Annotated in this window: 24 protein-coding genes; 9 read left to right on the top strand and 15 right to left on the bottom strand. The window is 66.6% G+C overall.

Annotated elements, in window-relative coordinates; translation table 11 throughout:
• Positions 1–62: 62 nt before the first annotated feature.
• Positions 63–1,316 (bottom strand): zinc-dependent metalloprotease, encoded by a 1,254-nt coding sequence (locus tag QP457_RS04500; protein ID WP_205406354.1) that lies wholly within the window; start codon positions 1,314–1,316, stop codon positions 63–65.
• A gap of 220 nt (positions 1,317–1,536) precedes the next feature.
• Here QP457_RS04500 and QP457_RS04495 point away from each other — a divergent pair, with 220 nt between their 5' ends.
• On the top strand, positions 1,537–3,009 hold the full coding sequence (locus tag QP457_RS04495) for a DUF2235 domain-containing protein (RefSeq protein WP_205406355.1): 1,473 nt from the start codon (positions 1,537–1,539) through the stop codon (positions 3,007–3,009).
• A 122-nt stretch (positions 3,010–3,131) separates the two neighbouring features.
• Here QP457_RS04495 and QP457_RS04490 read toward each other — a convergent pair whose 3' ends face one another.
• The 6 genes from QP457_RS04490 to QP457_RS04465 all read right to left on the bottom strand — a co-directional run bounded on the left by QP457_RS04490 (position 3,132) and on the right by QP457_RS04465 (position 9,367).
• On the bottom strand, positions 3,132–3,956 hold the full coding sequence (locus QP457_RS04490) for a ferritin-like domain-containing protein (RefSeq protein WP_205406356.1): 825 nt from the start codon (positions 3,954–3,956) through the stop codon (positions 3,132–3,134).
• Between the two features lie 10 nt (positions 3,957–3,966).
• Positions 3,967–5,433, bottom strand: coding sequence for an amidophosphoribosyltransferase (gene purF / locus QP457_RS04485; RefSeq protein WP_025878104.1), 1,467 nt, complete (start codon positions 5,431–5,433; stop codon positions 3,967–3,969).
• A 30-nt stretch (positions 5,434–5,463) separates the two neighbouring features.
• Positions 5,464–6,243 carry a CvpA family protein gene (locus tag QP457_RS04480; protein WP_205406357.1) on the bottom strand — a complete coding sequence of 260 codons (780 nt, stop codon included), beginning with the start codon at positions 6,241–6,243 and terminating at the stop codon, positions 5,464–5,466.
• 46 nt (positions 6,244–6,289) lie between these two features.
• Positions 6,290–7,327, bottom strand: a complete 1,038-nt coding sequence (locus tag QP457_RS04475; protein ID WP_205406358.1) for an SPOR domain-containing protein — start codon at positions 7,325–7,327, stop codon at positions 6,290–6,292.
• A gap of 81 nt (positions 7,328–7,408) precedes the next feature.
• Complete coding sequence (folC, locus tag QP457_RS04470; protein ID WP_205406359.1) at positions 7,409–8,680, bottom strand: bifunctional tetrahydrofolate synthase/dihydrofolate synthase; 1,272 nt, start codon at positions 8,678–8,680, stop codon at positions 7,409–7,411.
• A gap of 42 nt (positions 8,681–8,722) precedes the next feature.
• Positions 8,723–9,367 (bottom strand): histidine phosphatase family protein, encoded by a 645-nt coding sequence (locus tag QP457_RS04465; protein WP_180163711.1) that lies wholly within the window; start codon positions 9,365–9,367, stop codon positions 8,723–8,725.
• 193 nt (positions 9,368–9,560) lie between these two features.
• On the opposite strand from QP457_RS04465, the gene QP457_RS04460 reads away from it, so the two are divergent.
• Positions 9,561–10,217, top strand: coding sequence for a hypothetical protein (locus QP457_RS04460; protein WP_205406360.1), 657 nt, complete (start codon positions 9,561–9,563; stop codon positions 10,215–10,217).
• A 126-nt stretch (positions 10,218–10,343) separates the two neighbouring features.
• On the opposite strand, the gene QP457_RS04455 is transcribed toward QP457_RS04460, so the two are convergent.
• On the bottom strand, positions 10,344–12,506 hold the full coding sequence (locus QP457_RS04455; RefSeq protein WP_205406361.1) for a S46 family peptidase: 2,163 nt from the start codon (positions 12,504–12,506) through the stop codon (positions 10,344–10,346).
• A 292-nt stretch (positions 12,507–12,798) separates the two neighbouring features.
• Here QP457_RS04455 and tdh point away from each other — a divergent pair, with 292 nt between their 5' ends.
• Positions 12,799–13,821, top strand: coding sequence for an L-threonine 3-dehydrogenase (tdh, locus tag QP457_RS04450; RefSeq protein ID WP_032952044.1), 1,023 nt, complete (start codon positions 12,799–12,801; stop codon positions 13,819–13,821).
• A gap of 122 nt (positions 13,822–13,943) precedes the next feature.
• Here tdh and QP457_RS04445 read toward each other — a convergent pair whose 3' ends face one another.
• A complete protein-coding gene (locus QP457_RS04445) occupies positions 13,944–14,636 on the bottom strand; it encodes a TorF family putative porin (RefSeq protein ID WP_089239045.1) in 693 nt (230 codons plus the stop codon).
• Positions 14,637–14,846: 210 nt separating this feature from the next.
• Here QP457_RS04445 and kbl point away from each other — a divergent pair, with 210 nt between their 5' ends.
• Positions 14,847–16,052: a glycine C-acetyltransferase gene (gene kbl / locus QP457_RS04440; protein WP_205406362.1), complete on the top strand. Its 1,206-nt coding sequence runs from the start codon at positions 14,847–14,849 to the stop codon at positions 16,050–16,052.
• Between the two features lie 119 nt (positions 16,053–16,171).
• Here kbl and QP457_RS04435 read toward each other — a convergent pair whose 3' ends face one another.
• The 4 genes from QP457_RS04435 to QP457_RS04420 all read right to left on the bottom strand — a co-directional run bounded on the left by QP457_RS04435 (position 16,172) and on the right by QP457_RS04420 (position 19,235).
• Positions 16,172–16,507, bottom strand: a complete 336-nt coding sequence (locus QP457_RS04435) for a hypothetical protein (RefSeq protein ID WP_132825840.1) — start codon at positions 16,505–16,507, stop codon at positions 16,172–16,174.
• A gap of 85 nt (positions 16,508–16,592) precedes the next feature.
• Positions 16,593–17,402: a pseudouridine synthase gene (locus tag QP457_RS04430; protein ID WP_205406363.1), complete on the bottom strand. Its 810-nt coding sequence runs from the start codon at positions 17,400–17,402 to the stop codon at positions 16,593–16,595.
• Positions 17,403–17,422: 20 nt separating this feature from the next.
• Entirely contained in the window at positions 17,423–17,929 is a 507-nt protein-coding gene (locus tag QP457_RS04425) for a hypothetical protein (RefSeq protein WP_049467667.1), read from the bottom strand.
• A gap of 217 nt (positions 17,930–18,146) precedes the next feature.
• Positions 18,147–19,235, bottom strand: coding sequence for an OmpA family protein (locus QP457_RS04420; RefSeq protein WP_176021648.1), 1,089 nt, complete (start codon positions 19,233–19,235; stop codon positions 18,147–18,149).
• A 359-nt stretch (positions 19,236–19,594) separates the two neighbouring features.
• On the opposite strand from QP457_RS04420, the gene QP457_RS04415 reads away from it, so the two are divergent.
• From QP457_RS04415 to QP457_RS04395, 5 genes are all read left to right on the top strand, one after another.
• Entirely contained in the window at positions 19,595–20,614 is a 1,020-nt protein-coding gene (locus tag QP457_RS04415; RefSeq protein WP_205406364.1) for a zinc-binding alcohol dehydrogenase family protein, read from the top strand.
• Positions 20,615–20,751: 137 nt separating this feature from the next.
• A complete protein-coding gene (locus QP457_RS04410) occupies positions 20,752–21,381 on the top strand; it encodes a hypothetical protein (protein ID WP_205406365.1) in 630 nt (209 codons plus the stop codon).
• Positions 21,382–21,472: 91 nt separating this feature from the next.
• The gene (locus tag QP457_RS04405) at positions 21,473–23,503 is read left to right on the top strand and encodes an NADPH-dependent 2,4-dienoyl-CoA reductase (protein ID WP_205406366.1); all 2,031 of its coding nucleotides are present in this window, start codon (positions 21,473–21,475) and stop codon (positions 23,501–23,503) included.
• 299 nt (positions 23,504–23,802) lie between these two features.
• The gene (locus QP457_RS04400) at positions 23,803–24,261 is read left to right on the top strand and encodes a cell wall hydrolase (protein WP_025878087.1); all 459 of its coding nucleotides are present in this window, start codon (positions 23,803–23,805) and stop codon (positions 24,259–24,261) included.
• Positions 24,262–24,347: 86 nt separating this feature from the next.
• Positions 24,348–24,959, top strand: a complete 612-nt coding sequence (locus QP457_RS04395) for a glutathione S-transferase N-terminal domain-containing protein (RefSeq protein ID WP_100463223.1) — start codon at positions 24,348–24,350, stop codon at positions 24,957–24,959.
• Between the two features lie 65 nt (positions 24,960–25,024).
• Here QP457_RS04395 and QP457_RS04390 read toward each other — a convergent pair whose 3' ends face one another.
• Positions 25,025–26,068: a suppressor of fused domain protein gene (locus tag QP457_RS04390; RefSeq protein ID WP_205406367.1), complete on the bottom strand. Its 1,044-nt coding sequence runs from the start codon at positions 26,066–26,068 to the stop codon at positions 25,025–25,027.
• A gap of 46 nt (positions 26,069–26,114) precedes the next feature.
• The gene (locus tag QP457_RS04385) at positions 26,115–26,618 is read right to left on the bottom strand and encodes a hypothetical protein (protein ID WP_180163702.1); all 504 of its coding nucleotides are present in this window, start codon (positions 26,616–26,618) and stop codon (positions 26,115–26,117) included.
• Positions 26,619–26,630 lie beyond the last annotated feature (12 nt).

Here is a 26,630-nt window from a genome sequence, read left to right as displayed (position 1 = left end):
TGGCATCCAGCAGAGCAGGTGTACGCGCTCTGCCAGACGCCGACCCTGGTCGGCGCCTGGCCTCAGCGGAAGGCCGCGATGGTGGCCTTGGTATTGACCAGCACGCGCTGGTTGTCGGCACTGCTGGCGATGCCCATCGGCACGCCGTTGTAGCTGATGTTCGGATTGGACCAGTAGTTCAGCCGCGGACAGCCGGCCGAGCAGTCGTAGGCCATGATCGTGCGCCAGCGCGATCCGCTGGCCGGCTCATAACGATAGCCATGGCCATAGGCATACGGTGACGTGCTCGGATCACTGGCGATATCGTGCCGTGCGCTCTGCAGATGGCCGATTTCATGGGCGAACGAGTAGTAGCCGGTGGCGCAATCCCAGTACACCGCGGCAAACGCCGTCGACGCCGTGGAGCCGATGCCCGAGGCCAGCCCGCAGTAACTGGTGTTGTTGATCAGCAGTACGCCGACGTCGGCGGCCGTGTTGTTGCGGCTGGTGTGGATGCTGTCCATGTAGCCGTCGCTGGTGCCACGGAAGCGCGACAGGTCGGTGGTGAAATTGCCGGACTCGGTGTAGCTGGTGGTTTCATAACCGGCCAGCTGCAGGGTCAGGCCCACGTTGCTGTTGGTATACCCCTGGTTGGATTCGGCAACGGCCAGCTGCACCAGCGACTGCATGTTGCCACCGTAGGCGCTCACTGCAGCGTTGGTCGCCACCACCAGCACGCGGATGGTCGCCGGGCTTCCCGACGAGGCCTGCGCGGTGCCAAGGCGATCATTGGCCGGCATGGCGATCTTCGGCAACTGGTTGTAGTCGGCCGGATGGTCTGCCGGCATCCGCGACTCATCCACCTCGACCAGCACGTGGCGATTGCCCAGCGGACGCAGGCGATACAGCTTGCCGTCCTTGCGGATCGAGCCGGTGAGAGTGTTGCCCGAGCGCACCAGGATCAGCGAGTTGCCCGGATCGTCCTGGCCATTTGACGTGGCCGCCTGCAGGCGATCGGACGGCGCGCGCAACTGGCCATACCAGACGCTGCCGCCATCCGGCAGCGCCTCGACCTTGCTGCGAACGGCCTGCACCTTCTGCCCGAGCAGCTCGAATTCCAGCTGCGACTGCGCGGTGGCGGCGGCATCGACTCGCACTTCCTGTACGGCGGCGGTGGACGGGGTGGCCAGCAATCGCCCCAGTGCCGGCTCACTGCTGGCCGATGCACGGCTGAGCACGGTGACCGGCTCGAACAACGGCGCCGCACTCGCGGCGGCCGTTACCGACAATCCCAACAACAGACCACCTGTCGCTTTACCTATCGATCTGGACATCATCTTGTCGCTCCTTGGAGTGAAGTAGACAGCGTTGATGCAGCACGACCCGGGGAGCCGGGTTCGGCCATCAGGCCTGCGCAGGGCGCGTGAATTCAATAGATGAGGGGAATGGAAATCGCGATCTGTGATCGACCGCATCTGCGTTCAGTGAGGTCAAAAGCGTCAGTACACTTCGCCAACACAAAGCTTTCGCGCTACCGTGACGTGGCCACGACGGGAAATGCACATGGCACCAGGACAGCACAGCAGTGACATGACGGCTGATCCGGGCCTGCTGCGGATCGGCCTGTTCTTCGACGGCACCCGCAACAACGCGCACAACCTGGCGCAGGGTCACCGGCAGGTGCCGCGACCACGCCCTGCCCTGCTCCGCGCCGATGACGATTCGACCTACCAGAGCCGGCTGACCAGCAGCTACGACAACGGCGCCACCAACATCGCGCGCCTGCACCAGTTGTATCCGGACAGCCGACGCACACCGGGCAGCGCACCTTCGCTGGCGATCTATGTTGAAGGTGTCGGCACCCGCGACGATGCCGAGGACGACCTGATCGGCCTGGCCTTCGGGATTGGCGCCAGTGGCGTGCAGGCGAAGGTGCAGCGTGCATTGCGGGTGTTGCTGCCGGCCGCACTGTCGTCACTTGCCGGGCAGTGGCGCGCGCCGCTGCACAGCGTGCAGCTTGATCTGTTCGGCTACTCACGCGGCGCGGCCTCCGCGCGCGATGTGGCCAACCACCTGCGCGGGTGGGATGCCGCGCGCTGGCAGCAGCTTCTGCTGCACGCGGGGCTTTCGTGCAGCGCCGATTTCGCCCTGCCGCGGCCGGCACTGCGCTTCATCGGTCTGTTCGACACGGTGGTCGCCGTCAACGGTGGCCGCGCCGACGAGCATCCCCGCATCGCCCTGCCCGCGGGCATCGCCGAGGCTGTGTTGCAGCTCAGCGCGCGCGATGAGCATCGCCAGCACTATGCGTTGACCACGGTGGCACCGACCCATCCCGAAATCGCACTGCCCGGTGTGCACGCCAACATCGGTGGAGGCTACGACCAGGTGGAGGAAGGGCCCAAGCTGCTCAGCCGGCCCAGACGGCAGCAGCTGCGCCAGCCCAGCGTGGAGGACTACCAGACGCCGCCACTGGCCCTGCTGCAGGCGACGACCGCCTACGCTGAGGCACAGGCTGACGCCGAACGCTGGCGGCAGCAGCTGGGGCTGAGCTCGAAGGAAGTGTGGGTCGATGTCTGGCACCAGTGGCAGCAGCAACGACGCGCGGGCAGCCGCAGCGTGCTGATGTCGCCGGTGCTGTACGTCACCGCTGCGGTGGTGCTGCACCGGCGCATCGATTGGCGCTATCAGCTGGTTGCGCTGCAGGTGATGCAGAAGCACGCCATCGATGCCGGCGTGACCTGGACCGCCGACGCCGCCGAGGTGGCGGGTTGGGAGCTGCCTGGTGCACTGCAGCCGATCGCGCGCCGCCTGATCTCCGGCCAGTCGCTGACCCCGACGCAGGAAGCGCTGCTGCGCCGCCGTTACCTGATGCAGTCCGCACACTGGAATTTCGATGCGCTGGGCGATACCGCCCTGACCTACACCGCCGATGCTGGTGTCAGCGAGCTGCCGTATCGGCCTGGGCCGGGGTTGTTCTACATCAACCGGCCGACGGTGGATGGCAGGCGCGTGGTGTTGCCGAACGGGTGAACGAGCGAACGGCATCCACGCATGGCGTGGATCTCCTGGGGTGGCGGGTGGACCTCATCCACCGGGGTACCGGCCTTGCAGTAGATCCACGCCATGCGTGGATGTGGATCGGCCGACGCCGGTCAACCCGCCTGTTCGATCAGATTGGCGAGCTCATCCGCATCGAACCCCGCCAGCAGGCGCGCTTCCATGTTGAACGGCCCGTGCAGGTAGCCACCGGCATACTCGACCAGCAGTTCCTTGAAACGTGCACGCGGTTCGACGCCGGCGCGCTCGCAGTACCAGCGGAACCAGCGCGACCCAGCGGCAACGTGTGCAACCTCCTCGCGCAGGATCACTTCCAGCACGTCAGCGGTTTCACCGTCGCCGACATTGCGCAGCTTGTCGATCATGCCCGGGGTCACGTCCAGCCCACGCGCTTCCAGCACGCGCGGCACCAGCGCCATGCGCGCGAGGCCGTCGTGCGCGGTCTTCTCGCACATTTCCCACAGGCCGTTGTGCGCAGGGAAATCGGCGTACTCATGGCCATGTGCCAGCAGGCGCTCGCGCAGCAGCATGAAGTGGCGCGATTCGTCGTCGGCGCAGCTCACCCAGTCGGCATGGAACGCTGCCGGCAGACCGCGGAAGCGGTATACCGCGTCCCAGGCCAGGTCGATCGCATTGAGCTCGATATGGGCGATGGCATGGATGAACGCCGCGCGCCCCTCCACCCCGCCCAGGCCGCGCCGGGGCACTTCACGCGGATGCACCATCAGCAGCTGCGGCGGTCGGCCCGGCATGCGGATCGGTTCGGCTGGCGGCGCATCGGCCGGTACGTTCAACCGGCCGGCGCGGAACCCAGCGGCGTAGGCCTGGGTCAGTGCAACCTTGCGCAGGGGATCGGCTTCGGCCAGGCACTGCTGCGCGGCGCGCAGCAGATTGCCACCGACGTCAGGCACGTCGATCACCGCCTGGACCTCAGGCGCGGCGCTTGTGCTTGGCGTCGTCCGAACGCAGCTGCTGGATGCGCTCGAAGTAACCCGGCTCGATGCCCGTCGGGTAATGCCCGTTGAAGCACGACGAATCGAAGTTGCGCAGCGCCGGATTGCCTTCACTCACCGCCGCTTCCATGTCTTCGATGTCCTGGTAGATCAGCCAGTCGCAGCCCAGGTGGGCTTCGATTTCCTCGATGCTGCGGTTGTGCGCGACCAGTTCTTCAGCGGCCGGCATGTCGATGCCGTAGATGTTCGGGTAACGCACCGGCGGCGCGGCGCTGGCCAGGTAGACCTTGCGTGCGCCGGCGTCACGCGCCATCTGCACGATCTGCTGGCTAGTGGTGCCGCGCACGATCGAGTCGTCCACCAGCAGCACCACGCGGTTGCGGAATTCCAGGTGGATCGGGTTGAGCTTGCGGCGCACCGACTTCACCCGCTCGCCCTGGCCCGGCATGATGAACGTGCGGCCGATGTAACGGTTCTTGATGAAGCCTTCGCGGTACTTCACCCCGAGCACGTTGGAGATCTCCAGCGCGGCATCGCGCGAGGTGTCCGGGATCGGGATGATGGTGTCGATGTCGTGGTCCGGGCGCAGGCGCAGGATCTTCTCGCCCAGCTTGATGCCCATGCGCATGCGCGCCTTGTGCACCGACACGTTGTCGATCATCGAATCCGGGCGTGCGAAATACACGTACTCGAAGATGCACGGGGTGTGCTCGGCCGGCTCGGCGCAGATTTCCGAGAACAGTTCGCCACGCGCGGTGATCACCAGTGCTTCGCCCGGCTGCACGTCACGCACGCGCTGGAAGCCCAGCACGTCCAGCGCGGCCGACTCGGAGGCCACGATGTACTCGTCACCCTCGGCGTGGCTGCGCTTGCCCAGCACCAGCGGGCGGATGCCATGCGGATCGCGGAAAGCGACCAGGCCCAGGCCCAGCACCACGCTGACCACCGCATAGCCGCCCTTGCAGCGACGGTGCACGCCGGCCACCGCGCGGATGGCCGCTTCCGGGCTGAGCTGGCGCTGCTGCTCCAGTTCGTAGGCGAACACGTTCAACAGCACTTCGCTGTCCGAATCGGTATTGACGTTGCGGCGGTCCTGCTCGAACACCTGCTGGCGCAGGTCCTCGGTGTTGATCAGATTGCCGTTGTGGGCCAGCGCGATGCCGTACGGCGAATTGACGTAGAACGGCTGCGCCTCGTCCATGCCTTCCGAACCGGCGGTCGGGTAGCGCACATGGGCGATACCGACACTGCCTTCCAGGGTGGACATGGTGCGTGCATCGAAGACATCGCGGACCAGGCCGGTGGCCTTCTGCACCCGCAGGCGGCTGCCGTTGACGGTGGCGATGCCCGCCGCGTCCTGGCCGCGATGCTGGAGGACGGTCAAGCCGTCATACAACTGCCCGGCGACGTTCTGGTTGCCGACGATTCCGACGATGCCACACATGATGCGAGGTCTCCGCTGGGCTGTGCCCAGTTACAAGGAAGGTGGCCGTACCTGGCCAGAGTTGTCGCCGCGTCTGCGGTCGACATTGGCCGGGTCGTCCGGCTCGATGCTGCCCGGTAGTGCTGGGGCGTCCGGGCGCACTTCGGCCGGATCGTATGCCTCGCCCTGTTCCGCCTTCGCAGGCCGCAGCCATCCGCTGCCCGCCACTATCTGACCGAGTACGCCATTATCGCCTGTCGCCCCCGGCTTGCCCACTCCGGCGCCGGCACTCTTGCCCAGCTCCATCAACGCAGATGGGGACAGTGCGTCCATCGGCAAGGCCTTGGGCAGCAGGTCGGCCCCCGGCACCTGCCAGTGCGGCAGCTTGCTGTTCATCCAGGCCACGGCCGGGTTCAACACCGGCCGCAGCGCCGAGCCGCGCCAGGAGGGTTCGGCAGTGAGCGGGGTGAAGCCGGCCAGCAGCAGCAACACGGCCGCGATGAGGCCCCCACGAACAGCGCCGAGGACGCCGCCCAGCAGGCGGTCCAGGCTGCCCAGCATGTTGCGGTGGACGATGGCCTTGATGACCATGCCGATCACCGCGACGACGATCATCACGCCGATGCCGACGCTGAGGTAGCCGCCGATGAAATGCTCGCCGCCGGGCGCGGCCGGTGCCGCCCACCAGCGTGCGGCGTCGTTGCCGAAGGCGAAGGCCGCCCAGGCGGCCACCAGCCACGATACGGTGCCGATGACGATGCCGACGAAGCCGCGCAGCAACCCGAGCAGGGTGGAGGCGGCGATCACGATCAGCAGCACCACGTCGATCATGGCGCCCCGCTCCTTCGGCGGCGCTGGCAACGGGGCTGCGTACAGGTCATGGGTGCGGTCGCACCATGCCGGCCACGCCGACCTTGGCGGCGACCTGCGCCTTCAATTGTTCGGCATCGGCGCGGTTGGCGACCGGCCCGACCCGGACCCGGTGCAGGCTGCCCTTTTCGGTGCGCACCTGCTCGACGAAGGCGCTGAAGCCTGCCGCGCGGACCTTGTCGCGCAGGGCGTTGGCATCGTTGGCCTGGCCGAATGCACCGAGCTGCACGGCAAACCCCACGCCGCTCGCAGCCGGTGCGGCCGGCGTAGTCGGCGGGGTGGCCGGCTTGCTGGCAGTCGCTTCGGGCTTGGGTTCGGGCTTTGGTTCCGGCTTTGCCACGGGCTTGGCCGGTTCCGGCTTGGTGGCCGGCGCTGTTGCTGCGGTCGGCGTGCTCGGCGGCAGGCTTTCACTGCGCACCGGATTGCCGGTCGCCGACGGCGCAGTCGCCGCGACGGGGGTGCTGGCGCTCGGCGCGGGCGCCGGCGTGCTGGCCACCGGTGCGCTGGTCGAGGGCTTGGCATCGAGGGTGATGACTTCTGCCTTCACGTCGGCACGGACCTTCACCGCCTGCAGCCGGCCCGCTTCGGCCTGCGCACGGTCGGCATACGGTCCAACGCGCACGCGCCAGGCTGGGCGACCGTTGATCGATGCGGTCTCGATGAAGCCCGGAAGCTGCGAGCGCTTCAGGTAGGCGACCACCGCATCGGCATCGGCCTGGCTGCCGTAGGCGCCGAAGGTCACCGCGTAGTTGCCGGCGGCGACTGCTGGCGAGGTGTCCACAGTCGGCGGCGCAGCCGGTGCAGCGAACTCCTCGACGGGACGGGCCTGGCCGCTCTGCAATCCGGTGGCGCCACCGGCAGGCGCGACCAGCGGCAGTTCGCGGGTTTCGAACTGGCCATCGGCCGGCGCATCGGGCGCGGCGATCGGCACATTGGCCACACCGCTGTCCGGGGCCGGGCCCTTGACGAGCATCGGCAGGAAGATGACGGCCAAGGCCACCAGGACGATGGCACCAATCAGACGCTGTTTCAGGGGCGTATCCACGTAGGGCAGGCGGCAGGCTGGACGTTGCGGTCGATTATACGGGTGCGCGACCGGGCGGCGTCGGTAATGGCTGAACGGCGGTCAGGCAGGGGCCTGCAGCCATTGCAGCGCAGCGGCGGCGGTATGGAAGGAACCGAACACCAATACCCGGTCGCCGCGCTCGGCACGGGCCAGCACCTGCGCCAGCGCCTGTTCGACCGTGTCGGCCAACGCCGCAGCGGCCGCAGTGGTATCGGCCAGGCGCGCCTGCAACTGCGCCGCGCTCTGCCCACGCGGGCCATCCAGGCCGGCCAGGGTCCAGTCGTTCACCACGTCCTGCAGGGCCTGCACCACGCCCACGGCGTCCTTGTCCTGCAGCGCGGCATATACCGCCAGGGTGCGCCCGGGAGTCGCCTCGGCCTTCAGCGCGCGCGCCAGCTGGCCGGCCGCCTGCGGGTTGTGGCCGACATCGACGCGGACCTGCACGCCATCGCGCTCGAACGCCTGCAGGCGCCCGGCGATGCGCGCCGCAGCCACGCCTGCGGCCCATGCGGCGCGCGGCACCGGCTTGTCCAGCGCACGCAGCGCCGCGATCGCCGCACCGGCGTTGGCCAGCTGGATCGGCCCGGCCAGCGCCGGGGTCGGCAGCTCCAGGCGGGTGCCGACATCGCGCCAGCGCCAACGCTGCGCGTCGATCGGTTCGTAGAAATAGTCGCTGCCACCGCGGATCGCGTTGGCACCCACCAGGTAGGCGCGCGCCAGCACGCTCGACGGCGGATCGGTCTCGCCCAGGATCACCGGCTTCCAGCCGCGGATGATGCCGGCCTTCTCGGCACCGATGGCCTCGCGGTCCTCGCCCAGCCATTCGGCGTGATCGATGTCCACGGTGGTGATCACCGCCACGTCGGCATCGACGATGTTGACCGCATCCAGGCGGCCGCCAAGGCCAACTTCCAGCACGGCCAGATCAAGATCGGCGTCGGCGAACAACTGCAGCGCGGCCAGCGTTCCGTATTCGAAATAGGTCAGCGTCACATCACCGCGCGCGGCCTCGACTACGTTGAACGCAGCGACCAGTGCAGCGTCATCGGCATCCTGGCCATCGATGCGCACGCGCTCGTTGTAGCGCAGCAGGTGCGGTGAGGTGTACGCACCGACCTTCCAGCCCGCAGCGCGCGCGATGGCTTCGATGAAGGCAACGGTGGAGCCCTTGCCGTTGGTACCACCGACCACGATGGTGTGCCTGGCCGGCGTGCCCAGGCCCATCGCGGTGGCCACGGTGCGCACGCGCTCCAGTCCCATGTCGATGGTGGCCGGGTGCTGGCGTTCAATGTAATCCAGCCAATCGGCCAGAGTGGTCGGGGTGTTCTTCACGGCAAGGCTTCCAACAGGTACAGGTGGCTCAGGACAGGAAATTCAGAGTGCGCGGTGCTTGGCTTCACCGAAGAACGGCGTGTGGTGGGCGCAGTCGTTCAGGCGCACCACTTCCAGGCTGTCCAGATCGGGGCCTTCAAGCAGGTTGAGGGTTGTCGGTGCCTGGCGGAAGGTCCACAGCCGCGACAGCGGCAGGCCCAGCACCTTGCACAGGATCACCCGGTTGACCGCGTCGTGGGCGACCACCAGCAGCGTGTCGTGTTCGCCAAGGCCTTCAACGGCACGGGCCAAGCCGCGCCAGCTGCGCTCCAGCACCAGGCGCAGCGATTCGCCGCCCGGCATCAGCACGGTGTCGGGCTCATTGCGCCAGGCCTGCAGGCGCGACGGATCTTTTTCGTTGATTTCGCTGGCCAGCAGACCTTCCCACTCACCGTGGGCGATCTCCTGCAGTTCCGGCTCGGTCAGCAGCATGTCGGCGCGCTCAGCGCCAAGGGCCAGCTGCGCGGTGCGCTGGGCGCGCGACAGCGGCGAGGCCACCGCACGGGTGATGTCCACCGAAACCAGGCGGGCGCCAAGCGCCTGCGCCTGGGCTTCACCGATGGGCGAAAGCGGGATGTCGATCTGGCCCTGGTAGCGGCCTTCGGCGTTCCACGGCGTTTCGCCGTGACGGGCAAGCAGGATGCGCATGCGAACAAGGGGTCCTGGGGGGAGGAGGTTTCCGCGTTTCGTTCACATCCTGTGAAGTACGCGGAACAGGGATGATACCTGTTCGGCGGACCGGGCCGGACGGCCGGGATCACAGCACACCCAACAACCTCGAAACGGACAGCCGCGTACACTTCGCAATATGCAAGGAATCTGATGGTATCGCCGGCAACCGATGTCCATGCTTGAGGCTTTTGCAGGCCGATCCATGTCAAATCGATCCTATCTGTGCTCCAGCCCCTTGCCCGGCATCTATCCCAGCTTCGCCGATGAGTACGATTCGGACGTCCAGACGCTGGCGAACGATGTCTACTGCATACCGTTACTGTGGCCGGCACTTTTTACACCTGCAGATTTCCAGCGCGCCGAATTCGAAGTCGATGGCGAAGTTGTGATTGGCCGGGCACCCTCGGCACCCAAGCAGAAAGTGCTCGATACCTTGCGGCGGCGCCACGCAGGCATCGTCCAGGCATTCGCGGGCATTGGTGATCTTGCTCCCTACGTGAGCATGCTTGAGCGGCTGATTGAAGATGCACCCTATGAGTACATTTCGATTGAAATGGACGAAATCGCCGCCCTGAACGATCCCGAGGAAGAGTTCTATGAAGCGTTCGAGCACTTGTTGTCCGGATTGGATGCACCGGACGATGACGTATGCGAACAGCTGATCGCGCTGGCTGCAATGGAGCACAGCTGGCCTCTCCCATCCGTCCGCCTGCATCTCGACAGCCTCGAAGGCTCGGAAGATGACTACTGGAATCACTGTCGAGTGCTCGGAGCAGGCAGCGATGTGTCGGGGATGGGACGACCAGTTCCCTGGGAAACCGCTTAGGGCTGCTGACAAAAAAACCCCGCGACAGACGTCGCGGGGTTTGAGCAGAGCAGTAGATCCACGCCATGCGTGGATGCACCGCCCGGCAGTGGCTGCCGGGGTTGCCGGCCAGCGGCCGGCACTACCTTATTTCGCCAGGTTCAGTTCCTTCAGCAGCTGCGGCGCCGGCGCCACTTCCTGCATGATCCACTGCATGTAGCGGCTGTCGACAGCGATCATGCGGGTCATCACCGGGTCGAACACCCAGTTGGAGCTGACCGATTCCCAGTTGCCGTCGAAGGCCAGGCCGACCAGCTTGCCGTTGGCATCGAGCACCGGCGAACCGGAGTTGCCGCCGGTGATGTCCAGGTTGGACAGGAAGTTCACCGGTACCGAACCGATCCGCTTGTCTTCCAGGCCGCCGTAACGCTTGGCCTTGACCGCATCGAGCAGTGCCTTCGGCGAGTCGAACGGATCTTCACCGGTTTCCTTCGCCGCCACACCTTCCAGGGTGGTGAACGGGGTGTACTTCACGCCGTCCTTGCCATAGCCCATGACGTTGCCGAAGGTGATGCGCAGCGACAGGTTGGCGTCCGGGTAGACGAACTCGCCCTGGCTCTTCTTGTAGTCGGCCACGGCCTGCAGGTACAGCGGACGGGCAGTCAGCGATTCGCCTTCGCGGATCTTCTTCTGCTCTTCCTGCTTCAACAGCGCCGGCATGACGGCCACCGCGTACTGGATGGCAGGATCATTGCTGGCTTCAAACGCAGCGCGGTCGGCCTTGAACCACTTCAGGCGGTTGTCCAGGCTGCCCAGCTCGGTGCCGCCCAGCTTGGTCACCAGCGACTTCACCGCAGTGGCATCGCTGCCGGCCAGCCACTTGTTCAACACTTCGTTGTCGCGCTGCGCGGCCGGCAGGGCCACGTACTGGTCCAGCCAGTAAGACTGCAGCTGCTGGTCCATCTTCGCCACGTAGCGGCGATCCATCTGCTTCAGGCTGCCCTCGATGGTGGTCAGGTCGCGGTCCTGGTAACCCGCTTCGCGCTCGGCATCCGGCTTGCTGCGCTCGATCGACAGGCGGTACAGGGTGATCGCCGCGCCAACGGCCGAGGTGTTGTTGAACTGGCCAACGAACAGGTCGCGCTCGCGCGTGGACTTGCTGGTGTCCAGGTGCTGCAGCAGCTGCGCGTGTGCGGCCAGCGCCGGCTTGCCGGCAGCGCCCTGCTTCTTCAGCCAGGCCAGCACGGCGGCTTCTTCGGCCTGCTTCTGGCCAGCGGCGTCGATGCGCTTGAAGCCTTCCAGCTGGCCCAGGTAGTTCTTGGCCACGTTGTTCATGCTGGCGGCGGTGGCGGCGTACTTCACCTTGACGTCGGCGTCGGCCTTGCCGGCGTCGGCGATCATCTTCAGCACCGCGTTGTAGTGGCGGGCGATGGTCGGGTAGGTGAAGCTGGCGGTCTCGTTGAACTCACCGGCCAGCGCGTAACGGTTGGTGCGGCCCGGGTAGCCGGCCACCATCACGAAGTCGTCGGCACCCAGCGGCGTATCGGCGAACTTCAGGAAGTGCTTGGGCTGGTACGGCACGTTGTCGGCCGAGAACGCCGCCGGCTTGCCGTCCTTGCCGACGTAGGCACGGTAGAACGAGAAATCACCGGTGTGGCGCGGCCACATCCAGTTGTCGACGTCGCCGCCGAACTTGCCGACGCTGCCCGGAGGTGCATAGACCAGGCGCACGTCCTTGATTTCCAGGTTGCGGAACAGGCGGTAGGTGTTGCCGCCGGAGAAGCTGTACAGGCGGCAGCGGAAACCGGCATCGGCTTCACAGGCGGCGACCTGGGCCTTGTCGAAGGCATCCAGCGCACGGCTGCGGGCCAGCGGGTCCTTGCCGGCGCCGGCGATGGCGGCCTTGGCCTGGGCGGTGACGTCGGTGATCTGGTCGAGCACGAACACGCGGGCGTTCGGGCCGGCACTCAGTTCATCGCTGAGCTTGGGCGCGTTGAAGCCATCCTTGATCAGGTTCTTCTGCGCGGTCGAATTCAGCTGGATCGCACCGTAGGCACAGTGGTGGTTGGTGACCACCAGGCCCTGCGGCGAGACGAAGCTGGCGGTGCAGCCGCCCAGCGCGACCACGGCGCCCATCGGGTCGCCGGTCAGGTTGGCCAGCTGTTCCGGGGACAGCTTGAGGCCGGCCTTCTGCAGCGGGCCGGCGATTTCCGGCAGCTGCTGCGGCACCCACATGCCTTCAGCGGCATGGGCGACCTGGACCAGCCCAAGGCTGGCGACGACGGAGAATGCAAGCAGGTTCGAGCGCATGGAGCGGCCCCTGGTAGTGGAACCTTCGATTGTAGCCCGCCACCCTGCCCCGCCCCGAACCCCGGAAGTCATGGGCCGGACGCCCCGATGCCCCGGTAGCAGCCAACCTTGGTTGGCACCCACGCATCCGCCGGGCATGGCCCGGCGAGCGCAGCGGCGCCGTTCGAAACGCCCGCCTGCGTGCAGCTTTCGTTCCACCAATGCACCCGCAGCGCAACATGGGAAATCCGCGTGGCGCCCTATAATCCGCGCTTTCCCCCTGATGAGTTCCACCCCGATGGCGCAGCAAACGATGAAGGCCCTGGTCAAGCGCGAAGCGGCCAAGGGCATCTGGATGGAAGAGGTTCCGGTGCCGACCCCGGGCCCCAACCAGGTCCTGATCAAGCTGGAAAAGACCGCGATCTGCGGCACCGACCTGCACATCTACCTGTGGGACGAATGGAGCCAGCGCACGATCAAGCCGGGCCTGACCATCGGCCATGAGTTCGTCGGCCGCATCGCCGAGATCGGCCCGGGCGTGACCGGCTACGAGATCGGCCAGCGCGTGTCGGCCGAAGGCCACATCGTCTGCGGCCACTGCCGCAACTGCCGCGGCGGTCGTCCGCACCTGTGCCCGAACACCGTCGGCATCGGCGTCAACGTCAACGGCGCGTTCGCCGAATACATGGTGATGCCGGCCAGCAACCTGTGGCCGATCCCCGACCAGATCCCGTCCGAGCTGGCCGCCTTCTTCGACCCGTACGGCAATGCCGCGCACTGCGCGCTGGAATTCAACGTCATCGGCGAAGACGTGCTGATCACCGGCGCCGGCCCGATCGGCATCATCGCCGCCGGCATCTGCAAGCACATCGGTGCACGCAACGTGGTGGTGACCGACGTCAACGACTTCCGCCTCAAGCTGGCCGCCGACATGGGCGCCACGCGAGTGGTCAACGTTGCCAACACGTCGCTGAAGGACGTGATGAAGGAACTGCACATGGAGGGCTTCGATGTGGGCCTGGAAATGAGCGGCAATCCGCGCGCGTTCAACGACATGCTCGACTGCATGTACCACGGCGGCAAGATCGCCATGCTCGGCATCATGCCCAAGGGCGCCGGCTGCGACTGGGACAAGATCATCTTCAAGGGCTTGACCGTGCAGGGCATCTACGGCCGCAAGATGTACGAGACCTGGTACAAGATGACCCAGCTGGTGCTGTCCGGCTTCCCGCTCGGCAAGGTGATGACCCACCAGCTGCCGATCGACGACTTCCAGAAGGGCTTCGACCTGATGGAAGAAGGCAAGGCAGGCAAGGTTGTTTTGAGCTGGAATTGATCCGGCCCACGGTGGCGCCGGGCCATGCCCGGCGTCGCCGGAACTGAAAAAGGCGCCCGTTGGGCGCCTTTTTCTTTGGTGTTGCCGGCCAGCGGCCGGCACTACCGGTAACGCCTGCGGCGTTACTTTCCGACCGCCACGCTCAGCATCACCCGGCTGTGCGCCAGCTTGCCGGAGTTGTCGCGGCCATTGCCGTCGGTGCCGTAGTAGCCCAGGCCGACGTTGAACAGGCCGAACTGGCGGGCGACGCCGACATTCCAGTCGGTGTAGTCCTTGGCGATCCCGTCCTCGAAGGTGCTGCGGCCGACGTTGGCGTTGAGCGTGAACTCCTTCGGCAGGCCCCAGCTGCCACCCAGGCCGAAGTACCAGCCATCGGTGCTGCTGTTCCACACGTCGTTGCTGTAGGCCACCGTCAGCTTGTAGGTGTCGTCCAGCGTGGTGGTGGTGATCAGCTCGTTGTAGTTCTGGTGGCTGGACTTCAGGTAGGTGTAACGGTTCAACAGCACGTCGAAGTTGACGCGCTCGGTCACGTCCACGCCGTAGCCGATCAGGTAGTCGACCTCGGTCTTCGGATCGCCTGCGCCGAAGTCGACGCCCGAGCCCCAGACGCCGGCATACAGGCCGACCGGGCTGGTGTAGGTGAAGCCGGCCTGCAGGGTCGGATCCTCATCGGTCTGCGACACACCACGGAACAGGTAGTCCGAGACGGCGGTGACGTTCCAGCTGTACGGAGATTCGTTGTCCTGGGCACTGGCGGCGAACGGCGCGAGGGTCAGGGCGGCGGCAATGGCGAGGCAGGCACGGGCGTGCTTCATGGGCGTCTCCGGTGGGGGCGGTGGCGTGGAAGGCGGGATCTGCAGCGGGCGCAGCGACCGGAGCCAGACAGGCCCGGTTCACGAATTTTTAACCCGTTTGCTATTGCGATGCAACATGTGCCGGCCATGGCGGTGCCCCGACCGGCCCGGTCCGCAGCCGTCGATGCCCGGTAGAATCAGTGGTTTCCCGTGCTGAGCCGCGCCCACGCCATGACCGACTCCTCCGCCCTGACCCGCCACTATGCTGAGGAACTGGACGCCATCCGCGCCCAGGGCCTGTTCAAGTCCGAGCGGATCATCACCAGCCCGCAGTCCGCCGAGATCACCCTCGAAGACGGCCGCAAGGTGCTGAATTTCTGCGCCAACAACTACCTTGGCCTGGCCGACCATCCGGACCTGATCCAGGCCGCGAAGGACGCGCTGGACAGCCATGGTTTCGGCATGGCATCGGTGCGCTTCATCTGCGGCACCCAGGACCTGCACAAGCAACTGGAAAAGCAGATCGCCGATTTCTTCGGCAAGCAGGACACCATCCTGTACGCGGCCTGCTTCGACGCCAACGGCGGCCTGTTCGAGCCGCTGCTGGGCGAGAACGACGCGATCATCTCCGATGCGTTGAACCATGCTTCGATCATCGACGGTGTGCGCCTGTGCAAGGCCAAGCGCTTCCGCTACGCCAACTGCGACATGGCCGACCTGGAGGCGCAGCTGCAGGCCGCCGATGCTGCCGGCTGCAAGACCAAGCTGATCACCACCGACGGCGTGTTCTCGATGGACGGCTTCATCGCGCCGCTGGACGAAATCACCGCACTGGCGAAGAAGTACAACGCGCTGGTGCACATCGACGAATGCCATGCCACCGGCTTCCTCGGCGCGACGGGCCGCGGCTCGGCCGAGGTCAAGGGCGTGCTGGAGAAGATCGACATCATCACCGGCACCCTGGGCAAGGCCATGGGCGGCGCACTGGGTGGCTTCACCTGCGCCAGCGCCGAAGTGATCGAGCTGCTGCGCCAGCGTTCGCGCCCGTACCTGTTCTCCAACTCGCTGCCGCCGCACGTGGTTGCCGCCGGCATCAAGGCGTTCGAGATGCTGGCCGCAGCCGATGACCTGCGCAGCACCCTGGCCGAAAACACCAGCTACTTCCGCGAGAAGATGACCGCTGCCGGCTTCGACGTGAAGCCCGGCGTGCACCCGATCAGCCCGGTGATGCTGTACGACGCACCGCTGGCGCAGAAGTTCGCCGAGCGCCTGCTGGAAGAAGGCATCTATGCGATCGGCTTCTTCTTCCCGGTGGTACCCAAGGGCCAGGCGCGCATCCGCACCCAGATCAGCGCCGCGCACAGCCGTGAGCATCTGGACCGCGCGATTGATGCGTTCACCCGCATCGGCGTCGAGCTGGGCGTGATCAAGGGCTGATCAGCGCCGGGGTCGGATCCCCACGGGTAGCGCCGGGCCATGCCCGGCGGTTTCCCGATAGCCGCGCCATGCGCTCGCCGGGCACGGCCCGGCGCTACCGAAATGACGCGCGACGCGCGTCATTTCTTTTTCTTCTTGTCCTTGGGCTCGTCCTTGCTGGCGACCACCACCGGCTTGGCGGCAGCATCCTGCCCATTGCCCTTGGCAACGCGGATGCCATTGGCTTTCATCCAGGCATCGAACTGGTCGGCGGTCATCTTCTGGTCGCCGTTGCTCATCATGAAGCGATAGCTGCCGCGGCCATCCAGTTCCGGGGTCTTCACTTCAACCACCGGGGTCTCGGCCGGGCGATCGGCCTTGGCCGTTTTCTTGTGGCCGCCACACGCGGTCAACAGCACGATCGGCAACAACAGGCTGGCGCAGCGCAGGGTTTGCTTGAGGGTCGGGTGATACATGGGCAGGCTCCGTTCTGGACATTCGACAACCAGGCGCCCCCTACGCCTGGAACGGTGGCCGGCAACCGCCGGCCGTGGGCATCACTCAGCCCGGTGCAGCGGCCCCCAGCCGCTGCTGGTCGCTGACCTCCAGCGCCCGCCACTGGCCCTTGCCGAGATCGCCGAGCGTGAGCTCTCCGATCGCAACGCGGACCAGGCGCAGCACCTGCAGGTCGAAGGCCGCCAGCAGGCGACGGATATGGCGGTTGCGGCCCTCGTCGAGGACCACCTCCAACCAGGCGGTCTTGTCGCCGCTGCGCAGCACGCGTACGGCCAGGGCGAGGAGGAATTCACCCTCGTCTTCGACACCGGCGCGCAGCGCCGCCAGGGTGTCGTCATCGGGCAGGCGATCCACCTGCACGTGGTAGGTCTTCTGCGGGCCGGTCTCCGGATCGGTCAGGCGTGCAGCCCACTGCGGATCGTTGCTGAACAGCAACAGGCCTTCACTGGCCTTGTCCAGGCGACCGACCGGCGCGATCCACGGCAGGCCCGCGCCATCGAAGCAGCGGTACACCGTGTCGCGGCCACGCTCGTCCTGCACGGTGGTGATCACCCCGCGCGGCTTGTTGAGCATCAGGTACAGGCGTTGTGGTGCGCCCATCGGCTGGCCGTCGACCTCGATCGGCGGCGCCGGGCTGGCAATCGGAAATTCCGGATCACGGACGATGCGCCCGGCGACACGGACACGGCCATCGGCGATCCAGCGCGCGGCTTCGCTGCGCGAGCACACGCCGGCCTTGGACAGCACGCGCGCCAGGCCATGGCGCACGCCAGCGGAAACCGCAGGAGGATTCGCACGCCCACGCGCAGCGTGGGAGCGGGCAGCGGGGGCAGCAGGTGGGCGGCGCGTGCGCAAGCCTCTGCTCCCCGCCGCGCTTACTTCTTGTCGACCGGCTTGGTCTCAGCCGGTACTTCGGCTGCGGCCGGGGTGGCGGCCGGAACCGGACGCGCCTTGACCACGCGCACGCCGCGCGCCTTCATCCAGGCGTCGAACTCTTCGGCGGTCATGCGCTTGCCGTTCTGGCTCATGTCGAAGCGCCACGGCGTGTTGTCGAACTCGGTCTGCGGCTTGTACGCGGCCGGATCATTCGGCTTCACCGCCGGCGCACTCGGAATCGCCTTGGCGATGTTCTGGCAGCCATCGATGCGCAACCGCTGCAGCACCTGGTCCAGCGACTGGGACGGATCGTAGCTGCTGCCCAGCACGCCGCTGGCCATGCCCAGCTGGCTGCTGCGGATGTACAGCTCGTCGGCCACCGGGGCGACGGCCGTGGCCGGCAACGGCAGCGGCGAAGCGCTGGTGTTGACCGAGCAATCGACCGCAGCGTGAGCAGCAGGAACCAGGGCCAGCGCCAGAACGGCAGCCGATGCAGAGCGCAGCATGAGGGCATCCACGAAAGGAAGTGACGCGGCGAGTTTAGCAATGCCGCGTCATCTTTCAAGCGCCACTTTCAATGAATACGGCAACTCATTGGTTTCATGGGCAAATCGCCGACGAACGGTCGCCACTGAAGTGCTGATTCATCATGCCGGGCCGCACAAACAACAAGACCCGGCCGAAGCCGGGTCCTGCTGTGTCTTACTGGCAGAGCGTCAGAACTTAGTTCTGGACGTTCAGCTCGGTACGACGGTTCTTGGCGCGACCTTCCGGATTGTCCGAACCATCCGGGTTGGTGTTCGGCGCAATCGGACGGCTCTCGCCGTAGCCGATCGGACCGGCCAGACGGCCAGCGTCGACGCCGTTCTTGGTCAGGTAGTTGTACACCGCGGTGGCGCGGCGCTCCGACAGCTTCTGGTTGTAAGCGTCGGTACCCTTCGAGTCGGTGTGACCGGCGACTTCAACGCGCAGATCCGGGTAACGCTTCAGGATCTCGGTGGCTTCGCTCAGGATGGCCACAGCGTCCGGACGCAGGTTCGACTTGTCGAAGTCGAAGTTCACGCCCTTCAGGTCGATCGAGACCGGCACCGGGCAACCGTCCGGACCAATGGTCTGACCCGGCTGCGAGTTCGGGCACTTGTCGTCGCAGTTGTTGACGCCGTCACCGTCGTCATCCAGGTCGGCGCAGCTCGGGGCAACCGGAGCCGGAGCCGGAGCAGCAGCCACCGGGGCCGGGCCCAGCGGGATCACGACGCCGACCGAAGCCAGCACGTCGCCGAACCAGCTTTCGTCGCGCGCGGCGATGCTCTGGTCGTCGAAGTCAGCGCGGTAGGCCACTTCGGCGCGGACAGCAACGCGCTTGTCGAAGGTGGTCTGCAGGCCGACGCCGAGCTTGGCAGCCAGGTTGCCGTCCTTGCGGTCGGCCGGGCCGTTCGGGCCAGCTGCGTACTCTTCTTCAGACTTCTGGTAGCCCAGGCCGCCCACGATGTAGGGGTTCCAGCCGCGGCCTTCCTTGATGAAGTGGCGACGCAGATCGAACGACACGCCGTACTGCGACCAGTTCTGATCCTGGTTGGCGTCGAAGTTCGGGTTCTGGTAGTTCAGCTCACCATCCAGCGACCAGTTCGGGCTGATGAACTTGCCCAGACCCAGGGTCACGAACGGAGCGTCGTTGGTCAGACGGTCGTTATCCTGGAAGTTGAAGCCGGCCGAACCGGTCAGGTACCAGCGGTCATCGAACTCCTGCGCCGACGCAGCCTGGGCGAAAGCCAGACCGCCCAGCAGCGCGGCAGTAAGGATCTTCTTGTTCATTGAGTACAGCTCCTATTTCGGGGGTATGAAACCGGTAGAGGCATGGGCCAGCACTACTGCGTCGATGTTCAGACAGCCGATTCAGCACGCCACCGCCGCGAACATTATGCTCAGGCGGGTGAAGGTCATGTTAACAGTCCCGTAACATGTGAAGCGCTGCGCACGACCGGCCACCGGTCCGACGTTGAAACCCTATACAGGATGATGAAAATCCGCAAGACCCACACACCACAAGGGTTTGGAAGGGTTTAAGGGCCAGATGCGACAGTTTTGCCTCTGGTTTATCGCAAAGCGGTTCAGCGCGCGCCCATCGAGGTGAGGAACCTTATGATGCAGACAGGAACCGAGCTGGAGCCGCAATGAAAGCCGTCGCCCTGTGCCGTGAATCCGCCCCTGCCCTGCGCGATCTGGTGCTGCCACCACCGCAGCCGCCGCGGGGCCGTGACCTGCTGATCCGTGTCGAAGCACTTTCCGTCAATCCCGTGGATGGGAAGCTGCGTGCAGGCACGTCGGCCGCATCGCTGGATACTCCGCGCATTCTCGGCTGGGACGCGGCAGGCGTGGTCGAAGCGATGGGCGAGGAGGCCAGCCTGTTCGCCTCCGGTGACGAGGTCTACTACGCCGGTGATGTCACCCGCCCTGGCTGCAATGCGCAGTATCAGCTGGTGGATGAGCGGCTGGTGGCGCGCAAACCGACTACCCTCGACTTCGCCGAAGCGGCCGCGCTGCCGCTGACCACCCTGACCGCGTGGGAACTGCTGTTCCAGCGCATGCCCCTGCTGCTTGATGACCGCCGCCACGCCGGCCAGCGCCTGCTGGTGATCGGTGGTGCCGGCGGCGTCGGCTCGATGGCAATCCAGCTGGCCCACCACGCCGGCTTCGAAGTCATTGCCACCGCCTCGCGTGAAGCCTCGATCGACTGGTGCCGACGGATGGGCGCCCAACATGTGATCGATCATCGCCAGCCGCTGCTGCCGCAGCTGCAGGCGCTTGGCATCGACGACGTGCAGGTGGCACTCAATCTGGCCGATACCGACCACTACTGGGACGAACTGGGCCATCTGCTGGCGCCGCAGGGACATGTCGGCCTGATCGTCGAACCGCGCGGCCCGCTGCGCATCGGCGATCCCTACAAGGCCAAGTGCATCGGCATCCATTGGGAATTCATGTTCGCCCGCGCGCGCTTTGCCACCGCCGACCGCATCGAGCAGCACCGCATCCTCAACCGCGCCGCCAGCATGATCGATGCGGGGCAGTTGCGCGGCACGCTGAGCGAAGTGCTGGGGCCGATCAATGCAGCCAACCTGGAAACCGCCCACCAGCGCCTGGCCGGCGGCCGCACCATCGGCAAGCTGGCGCTGGCCGGCTGGGACGATTGATTGACTGCCGCGCGCACCGGGCGCTGCTCGGTGTTTCGTTGGTTGCGACCTGTGGCAGTGGATTGGCCGGCATCTGTATCTATTGAATGGCCCATTTCGGGGATAGGGTGGAAACAGCCCCCCCCCCCGAGCCCGTCATGCCCACCGCCCTGCCCCTCCGCCTGCTGCAACTGATCATCGGCCTGTTCCTCTATGGCTTCGGCGCCTCGCTGATGATCCGCGCCGCGATCGGTGTCGCGCCGTGGGATGTGCTGTCGCAGGGCATCGCTGAACAGACACCGTTGTCGTTCGGCCTGGCCACCAATGTCATCGGCGCGCTGGTACTGCTGCTGTGGTGGCCGCTGCGACAGAAGCCAGGCGTCGGCACCGTGCTCAACGTGATGCTGATCGGCCCCTCGGCCCAGTTCGGGCTGTGGCTGCTGCCCCCGGCCGTCGGCCTGGGCTGGCAGGTGGCGATGTTCTGCGGCGGCATGCTGCTGGTGGCGCTGGCCACCGGCCTGTACATCGGCGCGAAGCTGGGCCCGGGCCCGCGCGATGGCCTGATGACCGGGTTGCACGCGCGCACCGGCTGGCCGATCTGGAAGGTGCGGAGCCTGATTGAAGGCAGCGTGCTGCTGCTGGGCTGGTGGCTGGGCGGCAACGTCGGCGTCGGCACGCTCGCCTTCGCGTTGCTGATCGGGCCGCTGTGCGGGATCACCCTCGGCTGGTTCGGGATCGGCCGCGTACCGGTAGTGCCGGCCGCTGGCCGGCAACCGCAGGCCCCCTGACCCATAGCGACCGGCGCTCCCCATCTGCCAGCCCTTGCCCCCGGCGCCGTTTCGCGGCACCCTTCGCGCTTCCGTACGCAAGCGTATCGACATGTCGCCAGCCAACGAAAGCGCCTACCCCCACCTGTTCGCCCCGCTGGACCTGGGCTTCACCCAGTTGCGCAACCGGGTGCTGATGGGCTCGATGCACACCGGCCTGGAAGACCGCGCACGCGACTTCCCGCGCTTGGCCGCTTATTTCGCAGAGCGCGCCGAAGGCGGCGTCGGCCTGATCGTCACCGGCGGTTTCGCGCCGAACGTGGTGGGCTGGCTCAAGCCGTTCGGCGGCAAGCTGTCCTGGCCATGGGAAGTGCGTCCGCATCGGCAGCTGACCGCCGCCGCGCACCAGCACGGCGCGAAGATCTGCCTGCAGCTGCTGCATGCCGGGCGCTATGCCTATCACCCGTTGTCGGTAGCGCCGTCGAAGCTGAAGGCGCCGATCAATCCGTTCACCCCGCGCGCCTTGTCGGCCAGCGGCGTCGAGCGGCACATCGCAGACTACGCACGCAGCGCGAAGCTGGCCCGCGAGGCCGGCTACGACGGCGTGGAAGTGATGGGCTCGGAGGGCTACCTCATCAACGAGTTCATCGCCCCGCGCACCAACAAGCGCAACGACCGCTGGGGTGGTGATGCCGCACAGCGCATGCGCTTCGCGGTGGAGATCGTGCGGCGCATCCGCGAAGCCTGTGGTCCGGATTTCATCATCATCTACCGCCTGTCGCTGGTCGACCTGGTCGAAGACGGCAGCAACTGGGAAGAGATCGTGCAGCAAGCCCAGGCCATCGAAGCCGCTGGCGCTACGATCATCAACTCAGGTATCGGCTGGCACGAAGCGCGCATTCCGACCATTGCCACGTCGGTACCGCGTGGCGCGTTCGCCGCAGTCACCGCCAAGCTCAAGCCGCACGTGACGTTGCCGCTGGTGGCGACCAACCGCATCAACATGCCCGAGGTGGCCGAGCGCATCCTCGCCGATGGCGGGGCCGACATGGTGTCGCTGGCACGCCCGCTGCTGGCCGATCCGCAATGGCCGAACAAGGCCCGCGCCGGCCGTGCCGAGGCCATCAACACCTGCATCGCCTGCAACCAGGCGTGCCTGGACCACGTGTTCGAGAACAAGCTGGCCAGTTGCCTGGTCAACCCGCGCGCTGCCCACGAGACCGAACTGGTCTATACCCCGACCACCGCACCGAAGCGGGTGGCCGTGGTCGGCGCGGGCCCGGCCGGCCTGGCCTGCGCCACGGTCGCTGCCGAACGCGGCCACCAGGTCACCCTGTTCGATGCCAGCGAGGAGATCGGTGGCCAGTTCAACGTGGCCAAGCGCATTCCTGGCAAGGAAGAATTCCACGAGACCCTGCGCTACTTCCGCCACAAACTGGCCGAGACCGGCGTGCAACTGCGCCTGGGCACCCGTGCCGACGCCGCCAGCCTGGCCGGTTTTGATGAGGTCGTGCTGGCCACCGGCATCGTGCCGCGCAAGGTCGATTTCCCCGGTGCCGACCACGCCAAGGTGGTGAACTACCTGGATGTGCTGCTGGGCCGGGTCGAGGTCGGTGCCAGCGCCGCCATCATCGGCGCCGGCGGCATCGGCTTCGATGTCGGCGAGTTCCTTGCCCATGACGGCCCTTCTCCATCGTTGGACCCGCAGCGCTGGATGGCCGAATGGGGCGTGGATGCCACCTTCGAGGCCCGCGGCGCACTGGCCCGGCCGGCCGTGGAAGCCTCGCCGCGCAGGCTGTGGCTGCTGCAGCGCAGCGCCGGCAAGCCCGGTGCGCGCCTGGGCAAGACCACCGGCTGGATCCACCGCGCCACGCTGAAGGCCAAGGGCGTGCGCATGCTGGGCGGTGTCGAGTACCTGGGCGTGGACGATGCGGGCCTGCGCATCCGCGTCGATGGCAGCGAACAGCTGCTGCCGGTCGACCACGTGGTGGTCTGTGCCGGTCAGGAACCGCAGCGCGCGCTGCAGGCCGAACTGCAGGCAGCCGGCATCGCCGCACAGCTGATCGGCGGTGCCGATGTGGCCGCCGAACTCGATGCAAAACGTGCCATCGATCAGGGCAGCCGGGTCGCCGCCGCGCTCTGATCAATACCTGAATAGGGGCCGGAATGTGATTTCCGTCACCGGCCCCAAAGCTGAATGTCAAGCCGGACGATTCAGGATGCGTTCGGCAATCCCCCCCTACCTTGCGCCATCTTTCCGCTCACCAGCCAGTTTCCGGTGAGCCGGTGCGGACCCCGCCGATCGATCCACGATCGTGTTCTTGGGGCCGCCCACGGGGCAGCCCCGATGGCCGCCTCCCCATGACGCCAAGTCGTACCCCGCCTCCAGCAGCCTGCGCTGCCGGAACCGCCAGGTGCGTCCCACACGGAGCAAGGAGTTATATGAAACTGGCCTGGATTCTCTGGCTGTCGCAGTTGTTGCCGCAGCCGGCCGCTGATTCATTGTGTTTGAGCACCACCGTCTACCTGGAAGCCCGCGACCAGACCCTGCGCGGCCAGCAGGCCGTGGCCGAGGTCGCCCTGCGTCGTCTCGACAGCGGCCTCTGGGGCGACTCGATGTGCCAGGTGGTGACCGCGCGCAAGCAGTTCGCCCCAACCATCGTCTCCCCCGGCACCCAGCTGGGCAACGATGCGGCCTGGAGTGAAGCGATGGACGTGGCCTTCGACGCCGAGCGCAACTGGGCGCTGCCGGCCGGTGAGCGCCGCGAGATCGTACCCGGCGCCAGCCACTTCGCTGCGCTGGCGATTGCCAGCCCGAACTGGCGCAATGCGTACCAGGTGGCCACCATCGGCGATCACACCTTCTACAAAGTGCAGAACCTCAAGCCCCGGCAGTCGTAACGATCCGTTGCCGGCGGCAGCGTTGCTGCGCGCCGGTGGGCTCTGGGATAGTGGGGGTTTCCCGCCACACCCCGCCTGGAGTTCCCATGAAGCTGTACAGCAAGCCCGGTGCCTGTTCCACCGCCGACCACATCGCCCTGCAGTGGACCGGCCAGCCGTTCGAGGTCGAACTGCTGAACAAGGACACCCTGAAGGGTCCGGAATTCCTCAAGATCAATCCGGCCGGCGCCGTGCCGGCGGTCGTCGATGGCGACTTCGTGCTGCTGCAGAACGCAGCGATCATGGGCTACATCGCCGACACCTACCCGCAGGCCGGTCTCGGCGGCGATGGCAGCCCGCGCCAGCGCGCTGAAGCCACCCGCTGGCTGGCCTTCGTCAACTCCGACGTGCACCCGGCGTTCTCGCCGCTGTTCTCGCCGGGCAAGTTCATCGCCGATGAAGGGCAGTACGACGCGATCCGCGCCGCTGCACACAAGCGCCTGCGCGCACTGTTCGAGACCGCCGACAAGCAGCTGGCCGACAAGCCGTGGCTGGCCGGTTTCCGCAGCTTCGCCGATCCCTACTTCTACATCACCCTGCGCTGGGCCGCCGGCACCAAGGTTGACCTGTCGGGCCTGGACAACCTGGCCGCCTACAAGGCGCGCATGGATGCCGATCCGGGCGTGCAGGCGGCGCTGAAGGCCGAAGGCCTGGCCTGATGGAACCGGGGTCGGATCCGTTCGCAGCGCGAACGGCTCCGACTCCATCGGTACCATCGACGCTGTCAGCCGATTTCGCGGATCACTTCGCCCTTCGCATCGCGCAGGAACGTCGGCACCACTTCAACCTGCAATGTGCTCGACACCGTGTAGGTTCCGCGTTCCGGCCGCACTTCATGCCAGGCCTGCAACGCCGCGTCGTCCAGTAGCCAGCGCACGTTGTCGCCCTCGACCGTGGTGGCGCCATCGGTAGCAGGCACGAACTCCCATTGCCGTTCGCGGCTGACCAGCGTCAGTGCCTTGCCGTGGCGCAGGCGCAGTGGCAGCAGCTCACCCACGCTGCCGACCTGCCCTGCCCCCAGCACCAGCGTGGTGATGCCGGCCGCCTGCCGCCAATCCAGCGTCTCGATGAACAACATGCCGGTACTGGACCCCTCACGCTCGCTGCCGGCCTGCACCTGCACGGCCAACGCCGGATCATCCAGCAGGTTGCCGCGATGCAGATCGGTGATCCACAACGGCATCGCCGGCTCGAGCACCTGCAGCACACCGCGCGTGGACCAGCGCTTGATCGCGTCCATTTCCCCGTCGGTCAGCCCCACCACCTGCAGGAACTGCAGCTGCCCATTGGCGGTATCGCGCGCGGGCAACTGCGGATCAGCGACGAACGCCAGATGGCAAAGCCGGGTGTCGGTCTCCAGCGCGATCGGGCCGTTGGCGTTGAGGTGGTGTCCATCCTCGAACACATTGCCGCTGCTGAACACATAGCGCGCCAGATTCTGCAGCAGGTTCATCGGCCACGCCGGCGGCGTGCTCTCCGCATGCTCGCCCTTGTCCGCAGCCAGGCGGAACGTCAGCTCGAAGCCGTAGCCACTGGTGGCCGCATCGCTGCTCTCTTTTGCATACAGTTCGGACAAACCGTAGGTGACGTAGTGCCAATGCGGAACCGGTGCTTCCACCCAGTACACGCTGATGCCGTCGAGCGGATCCTGGCCACCCAGCGTGTACGGCAACGCGGTACCGAAGTGACGCGGCTCCTGGCCGGCGTACAGCGGCGCCAATGCGGCATTGATCGCATCCCAACCGGGTGTATCGGTGTCGTCCTGCATGCGGGGCTCCTGGGCGGAAAAAGAGCGGACCACTTTACCCCGCGTGTCAGCCGGGCACGACCTCGGCGGTGACCGGTGCCAGCGACACCTGGACCTCCTGCCACCAGCGCTGGGCCAGCGCCGGGCTGCGCGCCTTGCCGATCGCGGTGATCATTTCCGGGCACAGCCGTTCCAGGGTGACCGCGTCGGTACAGCGCTCGATCTTCAACTGCATGAAGTAGCCTTTCAGGCCGAGATGGCGGCGCACGGCATCGCTCATCGCATCGTACAACTGCTGGTACAGCGCCGGATCCTGCTCGCGGCCGCTGCAGAGTCCGCGCTGCGGGGCAGGTTCGGCCCTGCCGCCGACCACTTCGATCAGGCCGAGTGCGGCCAACTGCTCCAGCGCATCCTGCGGTGCGCGCAGTCCTTCGAACAAGCCGCGCAGTTCGCTTTCATCGCGCTGACCGTCCACCATCAACAGGATCGAACGCAGCGCCGCCGGCAGGCGCCGGGCGCGGTCTTCGATCTCCTGGCGGCCAGCGGCCGTCTTGGCATGCAGCAGTGCCATAGCTCCCCCCTC

Origin of the sequence: Stenotrophomonas sp. As-7 (assembly GCF_030291015.1) — a bacterium.
In the GTDB taxonomy this organism is placed as follows: Bacteria; Pseudomonadota; Gammaproteobacteria; order Xanthomonadales; family Xanthomonadaceae; genus Stenotrophomonas; species Stenotrophomonas lactitubi.
The sequence above is the reverse complement of the archived record's forward strand: the minus strand, read 5'-3'. Positions and strand labels throughout refer to the sequence as shown.